This window comes from Candidatus Megaera polyxenophila, from assembly GCF_029982035.1.
Taxonomy (GTDB): Bacteria; Pseudomonadota; Alphaproteobacteria; order Rickettsiales; family Rickettsiaceae; genus Megaera; species Megaera polyxenophila.
On sequence record NZ_CP104166.1, the window covers coordinates 506,878 to 521,188 of the forward strand.

At 33.9% G+C, this 14,311-nt stretch carries 13 protein-coding genes and 3 pseudogenes; 8 read left to right on the forward strand and 8 right to left on the reverse strand.

The window, feature by feature from the left end; genetic code table 11:
- Window positions 1-21 precede the first annotated feature (21 nt).
- The 6 genes and pseudogenes from N3Z16_RS02625 to secA form a co-directional block, all read right to left on the reverse strand.
- A pseudogene (locus tag N3Z16_RS02625) lies at window positions 22-992 on the reverse strand (IS256 family transposase); the annotation flags it as partial.
- 25 nt (window positions 993-1,017) lie between these two features.
- Window positions 1,018-2,055, reverse strand: coding sequence for an IS630 family transposase (locus tag N3Z16_RS02630; protein WP_282485609.1), 1,038 nt, complete (start codon window positions 2,053-2,055; stop codon window positions 1,018-1,020).
- 65 nt (window positions 2,056-2,120) lie between these two features.
- A pseudogene (locus tag N3Z16_RS11610) lies at window positions 2,121-2,332 on the reverse strand (transposase); the annotation flags it as partial.
- A gap of 148 nt (window positions 2,333-2,480) precedes the next feature.
- The gene (locus tag N3Z16_RS02635) at window positions 2,481-3,239 is read right to left on the reverse strand and encodes a YebC/PmpR family DNA-binding transcriptional regulator (protein ID WP_282486942.1); all 759 of its coding nucleotides are present in this window, start codon (window positions 3,237-3,239) and stop codon (window positions 2,481-2,483) included.
- A 129-nt stretch (window positions 3,240-3,368) separates the two neighbouring features.
- Window positions 3,369-3,908, reverse strand: coding sequence for a peptide deformylase (gene def, locus N3Z16_RS02640; protein WP_282486621.1), 540 nt, complete (start codon window positions 3,906-3,908; stop codon window positions 3,369-3,371).
- A gap of 12 nt (window positions 3,909-3,920) precedes the next feature.
- Window positions 3,921-6,650, reverse strand: coding sequence for a preprotein translocase subunit SecA (secA, locus tag N3Z16_RS02645; protein WP_282486623.1), 2,730 nt, complete (start codon window positions 6,648-6,650; stop codon window positions 3,921-3,923).
- Between the two features lie 158 nt (window positions 6,651-6,808).
- Here secA and N3Z16_RS02650 point away from each other — a divergent pair, with 158 nt between their 5' ends.
- The 5 genes from N3Z16_RS02650 (at window position 6,809) to N3Z16_RS10900 (ending at window position 10,555) form a co-directional block, all read left to right on the forward strand.
- Window positions 6,809-7,621 carry a peptidylprolyl isomerase gene (locus N3Z16_RS02650; protein WP_282486625.1) on the forward strand — a complete coding sequence of 271 codons (813 nt, stop codon included), beginning with the start codon at window positions 6,809-6,811 and terminating at the stop codon, window positions 7,619-7,621.
- A gap of 302 nt (window positions 7,622-7,923) precedes the next feature.
- Entirely contained in the window at window positions 7,924-8,517 is a 594-nt protein-coding gene (locus N3Z16_RS02655; RefSeq protein WP_282486627.1) for an outer membrane protein, read from the forward strand.
- A 421-nt stretch (window positions 8,518-8,938) separates the two neighbouring features.
- Window positions 8,939-9,472, forward strand: a complete 534-nt coding sequence (locus tag N3Z16_RS02660; protein ID WP_223939370.1) for a TIGR02281 family clan AA aspartic protease — start codon at window positions 8,939-8,941, stop codon at window positions 9,470-9,472.
- A gap of 446 nt (window positions 9,473-9,918) precedes the next feature.
- Entirely contained in the window at window positions 9,919-10,218 is a 300-nt protein-coding gene (locus tag N3Z16_RS02665; protein WP_282486629.1) for an IS1-like element transposase, read from the forward strand.
- 7 nt (window positions 10,219-10,225) lie between these two features.
- Window positions 10,226-10,555, forward strand: coding sequence for an IS1 family transposase (locus N3Z16_RS10900; RefSeq protein WP_410519631.1), 330 nt, complete (start codon window positions 10,226-10,228; stop codon window positions 10,553-10,555).
- A gap of 113 nt (window positions 10,556-10,668) precedes the next feature.
- On the opposite strand, the gene tnpA is transcribed toward N3Z16_RS10900, so the two are convergent.
- Complete coding sequence (tnpA, locus tag N3Z16_RS02670; protein WP_282485546.1) at window positions 10,669-11,106, reverse strand: IS200/IS605 family transposase; 438 nt, start codon at window positions 11,104-11,106, stop codon at window positions 10,669-10,671.
- A 137-nt stretch (window positions 11,107-11,243) separates the two neighbouring features.
- Here tnpA and N3Z16_RS02675 point away from each other — a divergent pair.
- Window positions 11,244-12,149, forward strand: a pseudogene (locus tag N3Z16_RS02675) (IS256 family transposase); the annotation flags it as partial.
- A 243-nt stretch (window positions 12,150-12,392) separates the two neighbouring features.
- A complete protein-coding gene (locus N3Z16_RS02680; RefSeq protein WP_282485820.1) occupies window positions 12,393-12,797 on the forward strand; it encodes a hypothetical protein in 405 nt (134 codons plus the stop codon).
- A gap of 10 nt (window positions 12,798-12,807) precedes the next feature.
- Here N3Z16_RS02680 and N3Z16_RS02685 read toward each other — a convergent pair whose 3' ends face one another.
- The gene (locus tag N3Z16_RS02685; protein ID WP_282485819.1) at window positions 12,808-13,191 is read right to left on the reverse strand and encodes a hypothetical protein; all 384 of its coding nucleotides are present in this window, start codon (window positions 13,189-13,191) and stop codon (window positions 12,808-12,810) included.
- A gap of 520 nt (window positions 13,192-13,711) precedes the next feature.
- On the opposite strand from N3Z16_RS02685, the gene N3Z16_RS02690 reads away from it, so the two are divergent.
- Entirely contained in the window at window positions 13,712-14,302 is a 591-nt protein-coding gene (locus N3Z16_RS02690) for an ATP-binding cassette domain-containing protein (RefSeq protein WP_282486633.1), read from the forward strand.
- Window positions 14,303-14,311 lie beyond the last annotated feature (9 nt).

A 14,311-nucleotide genomic window follows, 5' to 3' on the forward strand; every position in this document is an offset into this window, starting at 1 on the left:
GTAAATTTCTAGAATAGGCACTTAAATTCTACCCTCAAATTTTATCAAAAAATGGGCCATAGCTTCTTCCCAATTTTGGATGGGCATCCATTTTGCCCTAATGTAATTTATTGTCCAGTAAAGGGTCTTAAAAACAGACTCATCACTTGGAAAAACCCGCTTATTCTTTGTTACTTTTCTCAGCTGATTATTCAGGGATTCTATGGCATTGGTAGTATAAATAATTCTACGAATTGCCTTAGGATATTGTGAAAATATCATTAAATTATCCCAATTATTGTACCAGGATTTGGCTATTTGGGGATAATTTTCACCCCATTTAGCTTCAAAACTTTCAAGTGCTTCTTCCTCAGTAGTAGCTTGGTATATGGGCTTTGAATCAGCTGCTAATTTTTTACGATCTTTATATGAGACAAATTTTAAGCTGTTTCTGATTTGGTGTACAATACAAAGTTAATGTTCACACTTTGGATATACCGCCGATATAGCTTCGCTCATACCTGTTAAATTATCCGTACAAGCAATGAGAATATCCATTAACCCTCTGTTTTTCATCTCAGTTAAATTATTTAACCAAAACTTAGCTCCTTCATTATCGCTGATCCATAACCCAAGAATATCCTTATGACCCGATAAATCTATATACACAGACTTATTGATAATACGCTTATCCTGCCTTACTTTAACCACTAAACAATCAAAAAATACTATAGGATATACAGTTTCTAAAGCTCTACTTTGCCAAGCTTTAACTTCATCTATTACATCGTCGGTTACTCTACTGATCAAGGATTCGCTAACTCCAGCTCCGTACAATTCCTCTAGTTGAATTTTGATATCCGATATACTCATGCCCTTGGTATACAAGGATATTATTTTTTCACCTAAGCTGTCTATTCTACTTTGTTTCTTTTTAACAATTACAGGCTCAAATTGTCCCTTGGAATATTCAGTTCTATTTGACCGTTATTCGTTATTAAATTCTTTTGATATTAACCCACCAATTAAATACCCGACTTAGGCGGCATATTTTACTTCTTTCGCCTGAAATAATCTTTTGATATGTTCTGGGTTATTTTGCAGAGTCCTTAGGTAAGATTTTAAATTCCCTTGGAGTTCAGATTTTGTAAGAGGTATATGTTTCCTATTTACATTTCTTTTTAAATCGTTGTTTAAATATTCATCCGGATTATGTTGCGGAGTATACGGAGGCAGAAAAAATAAAGAAATTTTCTTTTTATGTTTCCGAGTCCATATTTGTACTTTTTTGCTATGATGAACCTTGAGATTATCTAGGATTAAGAAGATTTTTTTCTTGGAGTATTTTACCAACCTCCGTAAAAATTCTATAAATACATTTGTTTTTAGTGTCTCTTCGTACAGCATAAACCTTAGCTTACCGTTATTTGTAACAGTGGATATCATGTTTATACTAAATCTCTTCGATTTATGAATCACAACAGGGGTTTTTCCTTTTAAAGAATAGCTTTGTAATACCTGACACTCTTGTTTTATCCCTACTTCGTCGCACCAATGTATTTCTGCCTTTTCATATTCTGCTTGCTTGGCTATTGACGGATATTCTTCATCTAACCAAAATTGAACCCTTTTGGGTTGCTGCTCATATGCTAACTTCTTTGGCTTTTGTGCAGTATACCCCCATCTTCTTAAATATTCGCCTATTGTACTTAGGGGAAGAAAAAATCCACAATGTTTTTTGATGAGTGCATTAACTGATTTTCTTGACCATAATGCTGATTTGATATTGTGATCTTCTGGTCTAGAGATATTTACGTACCCTTGTATTATTTTACTTTGATCTTCGGTTATAAGCCTTTTCTCTCCTATCTTTCTACCTCTTAACTTCCCACTAATTGCGTACTTGTCGCCTCTCTTTTCCCTCCTTACCCATTCATTTACTGTCTGGCGACTCACTCCTATTAATTCACCTACCGACGATTGACTCTCTCCTCTTTTTACTAGTTTTAGAGCAATCTTTCTCATCGACGCTTGTGCGCTTATTGATAATTTCCTAAAATCTTCACTTTTTGACATTATTGCATTATACAAATTCCTTCCTTCTTGGCAATAGTTATGTCGGGTATTTAATTGGTGGGTTAATAACTACCATTGCGAGCGTTTTCTATATCAGACCTGTTATAGCGTTCATAAAATGACCTTGCATTTCCGCTTCTAGAACACGTTCTAATATGCGTTTACTTAGTTGTTTGATTAAACCTTCTTTTCCTAGCACAGTTGATAAATCAGCATCACTTTCTATAAGCATATCTATCGCTGCATTCAGTTTTTCGGTTTTTATATTTTTAGTTATTTTATTCTCCTTAAATTTTAATTATAACTTATGAGAATTTACACAATCAATTGGACAGAGCCAAAAATCGTCCAATTCCATAACCTAAACTTACTATTTAACTATCCCAAAAAATAATTTATTCTTTAATTAATTGTCTAGAGCAAAATTAGTGTTGGTCGGAAAATTTTTTATATAATTCTTCTGATAATTCATAGTTACCGAATACTTTTTGGATGTCATCACTCTCTTCTAGCGCATCTATTAATTTAAATAGCTTCGTCGCTTTTTCTTCATCCTCTATTAGTATGGTATTTTGAGCTACCCATTCAAGGCCAGACTCAATGGGGGTATCAAATATTTTTGTTAAATGTTCGAGGCATTCGGAAAATGCCTCGATATCAGTGTAAATAATATACTCTGACTCATCAGATACTAAATCTTTTGCTCCTGCTTCAATTACTGCTTCCATCATTTGATCCATATTAGCAACTGAAACTGGATAAACAATTTTGCCAACATGATCAAACATGAAACTTACACTACCAGATTCACCTAAATTGCCGCCATATTTAGTAAAACAGCTTCTTATATCTGATACTGTGCGGTTTCTATTATCCGTTAAGGTTTCAACAATAATTGCAATTCCTCCTGGTAAGAAACCTTCATATCTTATTTCTGTATAACCATCACCCAAGGTTGGATCAGATGCTTGAGCAAGAGCTCTATCAATTCTCTCTTTAGGTAAGTTCTGACTTCTAGCTGCAGAGATGCTATTTCTAAGGCGTGGGTTAATTGCCGGATCTATGCCCCCAATTTTAGCAGCCGTAATAATTTCTCTAACAAGTTTAGTAAAAACCTTTGCTCTTTTTTTGTCCTGAGCACCTTTTCTATGTTGAATATTTTTAAATTTGGAATGTCCTGCCATAATTAACAAATATTATTTTATAAATTTTTAATCAGGTTATTCTAAATAGAGAAAAGCAATAAGGCAATTAATATTATTTTCTCTCTTCGCATTTAGATTTTTGATCCATTTCTCTTTTAATGACTGCAGTTAATGGGAACAAAATGGGGTATGAATATGAGGAGGATGATTTTTTATATATTTTTTCATCTTGTTTATCAACATATCACGTTTTATTTTAGATAAATAATCCAAAAATATTTTTCCATCCAGATAATCTATTTCGTGTTGGATAACTGTTGATAAAAAATTATCAGCTTCTAACATTTGTTCATTACCATTATAATCCAGATATTTTACTTTAATCTGTTTCGGCCTAGTAATTTTAGCTGATATTCCAGGAAAACTTAAGGATGCTTCTTCAAAAACCTGAGTTTCTTTTGAGAATTCTATAATTTCAGGATTAACCATGGAATAAGTAAGAAGCTTATCCCTCTCCCACATATGGATCACTACTATGCGTTCTAGAAGTCCTACCATATTAGCGCCAAGGCCTCTTCCATTTTCAATGTGCAGCACTTCGAACATCTGGTCAATGAGTGCCCGTACACGATCATTAACTACTTCAACAGGTAATGCCTTTTTTCTGAAAATAGCATTGGGAGCGTAAACTAATTGCAGTTTTTGCATATATTAATAATCCTAACTTTCAGCCCCGTGGCAATGTTTGTATTTTTTTCCAGAACCGCACGGGCATAGCTCATTTCTTGAAATTTTACCCCAAGTTTCTGGATTAGATGGATCTCTATCTTCTGGATTTACATAGGATTTAAAAGGCATAACTTTTGTTTCGGCGTTAATTCCTGGATTATATTTTTCCAAAGCTGGATCAACTCTACTTTTATTCATTTCCTGTAATTCTTTATTAGCAAGTAACATAGACTGGCGGTTCAAATGTTCGGTATCAATATGTAAGAAACATAGCCTTTGAATATACAGCTCTCTTAGATGATCAAGCATTTGCTCAAATAAATTAAAAGCTTCCCTCTTATATTCATTCAAAGGGTCTTTCTGCCCATATGCCCTTAGAGAAATACCTTGCCTTAAATAATCGAGATTATGTAAATGTTCTTTCCATACTTGATCAAGGGTAGTAAGCAAAATGTATCGTGAAGCATCTCTCATTATTTCAGTTGTATATTCTTGCTCCTTCTGTTTAAATAAATTAATAACAAGTTCTGTTATAACCTTCGTAATTTCTGCTTCACTGCCTTCAACTTCATTAATTTTTTCGGGAAGAAGTTCTATTGCAAATGTTCTGTGAATCTCAGCACTTAAATCATTTATTGGCCAATCTTCCCTGTAAGATCCAGGGGTTATATATCTTTGAACAACATCTGCAACTAATTGCTCTGTCATATTAAGTCTAAACTCAGTTATATCATCGGAGGAAATAATTTCATTTCTTTGCTCATAAATAATTTTGCGCTGATCGTTCATTACGTCGTCAAAGCGTAGTAAATTTTTTCTTATTTCATAATTGTGTGATTCAACTTTTTGCTGAGCCTTTTCCAGCGAACGGCTGATCATGGGATGTCCAATGGCTTCACCGTCTTTTAACCCTAAGGTCCTAAGAACGCTAGAAATACGATCAGAAGCAAAAATTCTCATTAAATCATCTTCTAGTGATAAAAAGAATCTAGTAGTTCCTGGGTCTCCCTGCCTTCCAGCTCTACCTCTAAGCTGATTATCAATTCTTCTGCTTTCATGTCTTTCTGTCCCTATTACATAAAGTCCTCCAGCCGCAATCACCAGTTCTTTTTCTCGTGCTACCTCTTCTTTTACCTTGGTTGCCTCTAGTTCTTGCTGTTCCGGATTTAGGCTTTTCTCGGCTAACTCCTTAATTATCATCTCCGGATTACCGCCAAGCATAATATCAGTACCACGACCTGCCATATTAGTTGCAATAGTTACAGCTCCAAATCGCCCCGCTTGGGCGATTATGTAGGCTTCTTGTTCATGCATTTTTGCATTTAATACTTTATGTTTTATATTATTCTTAGTTAATTCTTTGGAAATTTCTTCTGATTTCTCGATGCTTATAGTACCAACTAGAACAGGTTGTTGCCTTTTGTAGCAATCTTTTATAAGATTCATTATGGCATTATATTTTTCCTTTTTAGTGCCATAAATTTCATCCTCCAGATCCTTCCTTGTAACTTTATTATGAGTCGGTACGGATATTACTTCCAAGTTATATATATCCTTAAGCTCTCCGGCCTCTGTCATGGCTGTTCCGGTCATTCCAGATAATTTGGGATACATTCTAAAATAATTCTGAAATGTAACAGAAGCTAAAGTCTGGTTTTCATTTTGAATCGGTACTTGTTCTTTGGCCTCTATTGCTTGATGTAGACCGTCTGAGTATCTTCTACCGTCCATTGCTCGGCCGGTAAATTCATCTATTATCATGATTTTTCTGTCTTTGATAATATAGTCTACGTCACGAGAAAAAATGTAATGAGCACGTAAAGATTGATTAATGTAATGTACTAAACTTAAGTTATCAAAATCGTATAAGCTAGAGTGCTGATTAATAAGTTCTTTTTCTGCTAACATTAATTCAATTTTGTTGATACCTTCTTCTGTTAAATTAACAGTTTTCACTTTTTCATCTTTTTCATAATCAGAAGGAGTTAACAGTTTGATAAGCTTATCAATTTTACCATATAATTCAGAACGGTCATCAACTGGTCCCGAAATGATCAAGGGAGTTCTTGCTTCATCTATTAATATGGAGTCAACTTCATCTATGATCGCATAATTAAAGGGGCGTTGAACTTTTGATTTTTGAGTAAATTTCATATTATCGCGAAGATAATCAAAGCCAAGTTCGTTATTAGTAGCGTAGATGATATCACAATCATAAGCTGCTTTTCTTTCAGAATCGCTCATATCGCCTACAACTGCGCTAACAGTAAGGCCTAAAAATCTGAATATTTCTCCCATCCATTCGGCATCACGTTTTGCAAGGTAATCGTTTACCGTTACTATATGTACGCCCTTACCAGGGAGAGCATTTAAATAAGCCGGCAAAGTTGCAGCTAAAGTCTTACCTTCACCAGTGCGCATTTCAGCAATAGCTCCTTTATGAATTATTAGACCGCCCATTAGCTGAACGTCATAATGCCTTTGCCCGCTAACTCTTCGAGATGCTTCTCTAACTACCGCAAACGCTTCATAACATATGTCATCAAGTGTTTTTCCATCAGCAAGTTTTTGTTTAAATTCACTGGTTTTCGCTTTTAACTCCTCATCTGTTAAGTTTTTGATAGAATTTTCAAAAGCATTAATTTTGTGAATTTCTTTTTGAAGTCTTTTTATTATACGATCATTAGCCGTGCCAAAAATTTTGGTAAGTATGGAAAACATTTGCTTCTTAATCTATTTGGTTTGCGGATTGTTACTTTTATCTAAAATATTCAGTTTTATTAATTTATCAAACAAATTGTAAATAGCAATTGACTTTAATGCGTCAAGCTTTTAGAAACAAATATTAAGTTATTTAATTAAATTAAGCAGTATTTATTATGAAAAGATTAGCAATAATATTTCTATCAGCAACTTTGCTAAGTTCGCCGGCATTAGCAGAAGACAATAAAGTAATTGCCACTTACATCGACGGGGATGTAACAGAAGCTCAGGTAATGCAGCAGTTTAAGCCAGTACTTGAAATGCAACCGGAAAATAAAGGCAAGAGTTTTTCCCAGCTCGATAAAAATATTCAAGAACTTTTAGTTAAAGGCTATATTAATTCCAAATTACTTGAAAAAGAAGCTGATAAGCTAAAAATCCGTGATTCTCAGGAATTTAAGAATAAAATTAAAGGAATTGAAACGCAAATGATTCAACAAGAGGTACTAGAACGCTTAATTAAAGACAAAATTACCGATAAAATGGTTGATGACGAATATAAAGCTTTAGTAGCTAGTCTCAAAGGCCAAGAAGAGGTGAAAACAAGCCATATTTTAGTAGATACTGAGGAACAGGCGAAAGAAATAAAGAAAAAACTTAATAAGGGATCTAATTTTGCTGATCTAGTAAAAGAATTTTCCAAAGATGAAGGTTCAAAAGCTAATGGCGGGGAAATTGGTTATGTGCTTAAAGGTCAATTAGTACCTGAATATGAAGGAAAAGCTTTTACTCTGAAAAAAAATGAAGTTTCTGATCCTGTAAAAACTCAGTTCGGTTGGCATCTTATTAAGATGTTAGACAAAAGAGCTGTTCAAATACCTACTAAAGAACAGGCAGAACAATCGATTAGGAATAAATTGTCTAAGGAGATCGTTGAAAAATACTTCACTGACCTGGCAGAAAAGGCAAAAATTGAATTAAAACTCTAATTGTATTAATAAACTTTTGCTAAAATTAAGCCCATGTTTTAGGGCTTAATTTATCTGAGTCGGGCTTGTTGTTGGCTAAGAATGCAACTGAATCGGCTCTTTAAGACCAAGACTTTGATGTAATAATGCAACAGTATCTTAACAAGATTCAAAATATCTGTTTATTATTTTTAAATATACTTGATAGGTTTTATAAATTTAGTAAACTGCGAGAGGGAATTTACACTAAAGGTCTTGATAAAGCGTGTTTTTAACCAAGCATTTAGTGTTTTTGACAATTTAGTAACTATTAGGAGATTATTATGAAAAAAATTCTTTTAGCAGCAGCTACTGTTGCGACTCTTGCTTCTTCTTGTGCTTACGCAGCAGAAGATACATTCTACGTAAAAGGCCAAGTGGGTTGGGATAAATTAAATAAAGTTAAAGGTCTAAAATCAAAAAACAATGTATTTTTAGGTTTAGGTGTTGGTTATTACGTAATGGATAATGTACGTGCTGACCTAACATGGGATCACTACTTTGACCCAAAACATAAAGGTACTATAGACGGAGAGAAAGTAAAGCTTAAGTCAAAAGCTGATACTCTTATGGTAAATGGTTTTGTAGATTTATTTGATGTAAGCGTAGCCAAAGTATTCGCTGGTGCCGGTGTCGGTATGTCAATGATTAGTGGTAAGATTAGTGATGAGGATGACTCTTACAAAATAAAAAAGAAAAATAACTTTGCTTACGCTGTGCATTTAGGTGCTGCTACAGAATTTGCACCTGGCGTAAATGGCGAATTAACCTATAGCTTCAGAGATATGGGTAAATTCAAGAAAAACAAAGATAGTACCATTTCAGCTCCTTCACTTAAAGGTCACCACGTTGCAGCTGGTGTAAGATTTGATCTCTAATACTCTTTTTAGAGAAAAAACTTTATTTCTTATAAAGCTTAAGGCCTAGGGTAAAAAGCCCTAGGTCTTTTTTTATTTGAAAAAATAGAATTCAGGAAATATTCTTTGTACAAAGATCAACTTAACAATTGGGTTAACTTAATGATAAATTAGTTTTTATTGTTAATAAGTAGTCACTTGGCGGCTTTTCTTTTCTCTATAGTCCTTTTCTGTTCAGTTGAGTTTATTATAGTGGCTTTAATAATCAGTTTTTTTCCTTTTATTAAAAACTCATTAGGGTTTTTATAGAGAAATTTACTTCATGTAATTAAAATATCGTATATAGTTTAGCAAAAATTTTACAACAATTTATAAAGCCATGGCGAGTGATAAGCTTTTAAATATCCTCTTTTTGTGTATATTGCTAATATATATATGTTATATGTTTTTTACCAGACCACAGGTAGGTTATATAAAAAATATAATATTGTGGCTTGGCATTTTCTGTTTATTAATACTGGTTTATGCTTTTAGATTCGAACTTAGTTCAATAAAAGAAAGGGTAATTGCGGTACTCGTACCTTCTTATAGCTGGACAAATAATAGCGGTCAATTCGTGATTGCTAGATCAAGTAACGGGCATTTCTATTTAGATGCAGTAGGAAGCAAAAATCAAGTAATTCATTTTTTAGTAGATACCGGAGCAAGCGACGTAGCACTAACTAGACAAGATGCCATTAAGCTTGGATTCAAACTTGATGCGTTAAATTATACAAGAAAGTATAATACAGCAAATGGCGTTAGTTATGCTGCACCTGTGGTAATAAAAGAACTTATCATTCATAAAAAAACTTTCTATAACGTTGAAGCCCATGTGGCCTCAGAAGGTCTAGACATCTCACTACTTGGTATGTCATTAATTGAAGATTTTGCTAATTTTAAAATTACTAAAGATATGTTAATTTTAGAATATTGACCTTTTAAAGTTCTGCTACTTCTGTCCCAAAATTTCTTATGGAACGAATTACCACCTTATTTTAGGCATAATTATCGTTCTAAATATACAAATTAGCTTACAGGCAGACACCTTCATTCCTTACTAAGTCCTGCTATATACCTTTCGTAATTTATGGCATGTACTAATTACTTAAAAATGAAGGATGGTGCGCCCTAGTGGACCGTTTTCGACAAATTTATAATTTTCGTAATTTAATTATTGGACTACAATATAGATGAGTAACGAAAAACAAATGGTTTAGTAACTTCTGGATTAAGAAAGTTAGTGTTGTAAGAATAAATTGTACAGGAAATAAAATTTGATTTGTATGAACTTAAATTATTAGGTAATGCCTCCATTTTGCAGGATTGGTAGAAATATGCTAGAATGCTTAAAGACTAATAGCAAAAGAGGTTTTAAGTGTTATGGCAAAAATAGATGTTAAGTGCAGATATTGTGACAAAACAGAAGAAGTAGTAAAGGTAGGGTGTTTCATTTCAAAACCACAACGATACCAGTGTAATCAATGCAATCGATATTTTCAGCTGGACTATATCAATAATGCATCTAAGCCTGGAGTAAAGGAGCAGATAGTAGAAATGGCAATTAACGGTTCTGGCGTTAAGGATACAGTCAGAGTATTAAAAGCAGGTATCAATACGGTTATCCGTATTTTAAAAAAGTCTAGTATTAGAAACGGTAAATCATTCTATCAACACAACTGAAGTAATTATTGCTCCTGAAATAGATGAACTATGGTCTTATGTACAGAACAAAGCTAAACAATGGTGGCTCTGGTATGCTCTGGATAAGATTTCGTTAAAAGTAGTTACTTATACTTTTGGCACAAGGTGTGACAGCACATTAGAATCATTACTCAAGAAACTAGAAAATTTCAAGGTTACTTTTTACTTTACTGATGGATGTGGGAGCTATGCAAGGTTATTAGACTCCAAAAAGCACATTGTTAGTAAAAGATATACTCAGCGGATAGAACGGAGCAATTTAAACCTTAGGACGAGATGCAAAAGGCTTGCCGGTTCTTTACAAGTAAGTGTGTAAATTTCTAGGATAGGTTATATTAAGGGTAATATAACTTAATAGGAATCAACCACTTTCATCTGAGAGATGAAAGTTTGATCTTTGCGACTAGAAGTCGCTTATCAAGCTAAAGCTCATTCTAGCCTAATATTTGAAGTAAAGTCGGTCTCATGAGCGTCAGTGTGTTTGTTGATATATTCGTTAATCATATCATCTGTAACATTACCGCTAGTTGAACTGAAGTATCCTCTGCCCCATAAATGTCTACCCCAGTATTTCTTTTTTAGTATCGGAAATTCTTCCTGTATTCTTTTAGATGATCTTCCCTTAGCTTTCTGAACAAATTCACTAATTTTAATATGCGGAGGAATATTTGCAAATATATGGACATGGTCGCTTGATACAACGCCATTTTCTATCTTTATACTCATTTCCTCAGCTACCTGTAACACTAGTTCCCGAACACGTTTTTTTATGTCGTAAGTAAGTACCTTATAGCGATATTTCGTTATCCATACTATATGATAACGATGATAAAAAACTGAATGTGATCTTTTGTTATAGTAAGTCATAGACTTATGATGCTACCGCATCATGGCGCATTAGACAAGCTAAAGCTTTTCCATCTGGAAGATGGAGGTTTTCACCACCAAAGGGACTATAAAATAAGAGTAAGAGCGATCAAGAAAAAATAAAGCAAGCGGTAGACTTGTTAATAGATAAAGACACAGATTTAACAAGTTTTTTTGCTAAAGACGGGATGTTAAAAGAGTTGACAAAAAATCTATTTGAAAGGGCTTTAAAGGGAGAAATGGACGAGCATCTTGGCTATAGCAAGGATGGTAGAGGAGAAACTGAGAACAGCAGAAATGGAGTTGGCAAAAAGAGCATAATTACTGAAGGCGGAGTATTAGACCTAGAAGTACCCCGTGATAGAAATGCTGAATTTTCTCCGCTGCTAGTACCGAAGCGCCAGACTAGGATCGATGGGTTAGATCAGAAGATATTATCACTGTATGCAAAAGGAATGAGTGTCTCTGACATTAAGCTGCAAATACAGGAATTGTATGGAGCTGAAATAAGTGAGAGCTTAATTAGCCGAGTTACGGATAATATAATGGATGAGGTCAGAAGCTGGCAACATAGGCCTTTAGAAGCGATTTATGCTATTGTATATTTTGACGCCTTAGTAGTTAAAGTAAGACAAGATAAGAGGATTATTAACAAGGCGGTATATGTAGCTTTGGGCATAGATTTAACTGGTAGGAAAGATATTTTAGGGTTATGGATCAGTGAGAACGAAGGAGCTAAATTTTGGCTAAATAATTTTACTGAAATGAAAAACAGAGGATTGAAAGATATTCTGATAGCCTGTAGTGATAATTTGACCGGTATGAGCGAAGCTATAGCTGCCGTATATCCGGAAACTGAACATCAGTTGTGTATCGTCCATCAAATTAGGAGCAGCTTAGCATACGTAAGCTACAAAGATAGGAAGAAAGTTGATGCTGATTTAAAGTTAGTATATGGCTCGGTTACTGAAGATGAAGCCCTGGGCGCCTTATCTGATTTTGATCTGAAATGGGGAAAACAGTATCCCCACATAGCGAACTCATTGCTGGTTTCATAGTTTAAAAACGGGTGGGTTTTTATTCTCGTCGATAAGATTTTGGAACTGCAGCTTTTGTATTGGAATTTTTGATGATTTTATAATCAAATTGCTTAATTTTTGGCAATTTGGGCAGTATTCTCCCTTTAGCTTCATCCGCACCTTGTTTAATCCATGCTTAGCCGTTATCCACAAAAATGCCGCAGGTTAACCATGCTGTAGGCTATAGTTTTCAGAGCATAATGGTTTATGCTGTGGAATTCAAATCTCAGTAACAACCGTTTGAATTTATCTTCCCAGGCAAATATTCTCTCTATCGTTCTAAACCTTTCTTTAAAGATTTTCCGGCAAAAAGTTTGCTTTCTTCCTCGCTTAGATTTCTTGCGACTCCTTTTATTCTCTGGCATATTAGGAGTCATGCCAAGATTAAAAATTGCTTTACGATTTTTACGTGAATTATATACACCATCTAAGCTCATGGTACTTTCCTTGAGATCTATACCTATTAGTTTTACAATCTTTTTTAAGTTTGATATTGCAGGAGTAAGCAGGATTCCTTCATTCCTATTACCCGGAGCAGTAACAAAAGGCGCAATAACATTGCAGTTTCTATCACAAAACGGTACAACCTTGTCTCCTTTAGTGTGTTTATGACCATTATACCCTAAGTTGTCACCCCTTTTTTAGCAGAAGTACAAGTACCATCACCATGTAATATATCAGTATCAAGCATTCCAGCTTTAAATAACCTTGCCACCGAAGCTTCGAAAATCTTATCAAAGCATCCGTGCTTAACCCAGAACTTAAAAGCATTATAGATATTAGTATAGTGAATTTCTGGCATGCCGTCTTTATTTTTGTCTATTGGTATCTGTTCCCATTGGCAACCAGTATGCATGAGTTTAAGAATGTAATTAAATAATTTGAAAAATGATATCTTTTTACTTGGACCACGTGTGCCTTTTTTAAGATGCGGTAAGACAAATTCGTTAAATTCATCTTCTCTCAAAACAGTAGGAAGCTTGTTGTATCGTCTAATTCTGCTCATTCTATTTGGTTACTTAAATAAAATTAATGAATACTCAATATATCTACAAACCTTTTAAATACAAGGCTATAATGGTTTTATTTCGTAAAAATTCAAACCCGCAATGAGTTCTTAGTTAAATATTTTTCTATTTTTCCTTTTAACGACAGCATCTGGCTTTTTACAATTTTTTTCTTTTTGCGTTTCATAAAAAACTTACCTCTGATTAAATTAATTTAACTTAAGGTTGATTTAAATATACGAATTATAACCAAAAGTCAATAAATATTAATATAAATTTATAGGTGATAATTGCAGAAGTTTTTCTAGCCTTGAAAATAAATGGAGATTTTGCTAATATGGGGATGTCATAAAGCTTAGTAAATAAATCGATTAATATGTCTAGAAAAGAAATAAATATTACCGCATAGCGTGGGCGCATAAAGTCTTGATTTGTGCGCCGCATGGATAAAACTTTAAATTCATTCGGCACTTTTTAATGGTTTACTAAACCTTGATCTTTAATTTATGGTGACCGAATATGTTAATACTTACTAATCTATCTAAAAATTTTCACGGAAGGTTCGTACTAAAAAATATCAATTATAATTTCCCACAAAATGGTCTTATAGCTCTTGTTGGGGTTAATGGAGCAGGTAAAACTACTCTTTTGAATATATTATGTAACCTGGATGAACCTGATAGTGGTGTTGTGACGCAACCCAAGAACACGCTTATAGGTTATCTTCCCCAAGAACCTAACCCCGACCCCAAGGAGTCAATCCTTATTGAATGTATGTCAGGTAATGAAGAGTTATTCCAAATTATGCTTGATATGAATAAAGCTAATATGGAAATGGCTGAAAATTTTACTAATGAAAAATATGAAAAATTTGAATTTCTGGAAAATCTTTTTCGTAGAACTCATTGCTGGTTTCATAGTTTAAAAACGGGTGGGTTTTTATTCTCGTCGATAAGATTTTGGAACTGCAGCTTTTGTATTGGAATTTTTGATGATTTTATAATCAAATTGCTTAATTTTTGGCAATTTGGGCAGTATTCTCCCTTTAGCTTCATCCGCACCTTGTTTAATCCATGCTTAGCCGTTATCCACAAAAATGCCGCAGGTTAACCATGCTGT

Excerpts from the sequence above, each read along its gene's own strand:
- N3Z16_RS02650 (WP_282486625.1), top strand. The coding sequence starts at position 6,809 with ATGAAAAGATTAGCAATAATATTTCTATCAGCAACTTTGCTAAGTTCG.
- secA (WP_282486623.1), bottom strand. The coding sequence starts at position 6,650 with ATGTTTTCCATACTTACCAAAATTTTTGGCACGGCTAATGATCGTATA.
- N3Z16_RS02680 (WP_282485820.1), top strand. The coding sequence starts at position 12,393 with ATGCTGTGGAATTCAAATCTCAGTAACAACCGTTTGAATTTATCTTCC.
- def (WP_282486621.1), bottom strand. The coding sequence starts at position 3,908 with ATGCAAAAACTGCAATTAGTTTACGCTCCCAATGCTATTTTCAGAAAA.
- N3Z16_RS02690 (WP_282486633.1), top strand. The coding sequence starts at position 13,712 with ATGTTAATACTTACTAATCTATCTAAAAATTTTCACGGAAGGTTCGTA.
- N3Z16_RS02665 (WP_282486629.1), top strand. The coding sequence starts at position 9,919 with ATGGCAAAAATAGATGTTAAGTGCAGATATTGTGACAAAACAGAAGAA.
- N3Z16_RS02635 (WP_282486942.1), bottom strand. The coding sequence starts at position 3,239 with ATGGCAGGACATTCCAAATTTAAAAATATTCAACATAGAAAAGGTGCT.
- N3Z16_RS02685 (WP_282485819.1), bottom strand. The coding sequence starts at position 13,191 with ATGAGCAGAATTAGACGATACAACAAGCTTCCTACTGTTTTGAGAGAA.
- N3Z16_RS02655 (WP_282486627.1), top strand. The coding sequence starts at position 7,924 with ATGAAAAAAATTCTTTTAGCAGCAGCTACTGTTGCGACTCTTGCTTCT.
- N3Z16_RS02660 (WP_223939370.1), top strand. The coding sequence starts at position 8,939 with ATGTTTTTTACCAGACCACAGGTAGGTTATATAAAAAATATAATATTG.
- tnpA (WP_282485546.1), bottom strand. The coding sequence starts at position 11,106 with ATGACTTACTATAACAAAAGATCACATTCAGTTTTTTATCATCGTTAT.
- N3Z16_RS02630 (WP_282485609.1), bottom strand. The coding sequence starts at position 2,055 with ATGTCAAAAAGTGAAGATTTTAGGAAATTATCAATAAGCGCACAAGCG.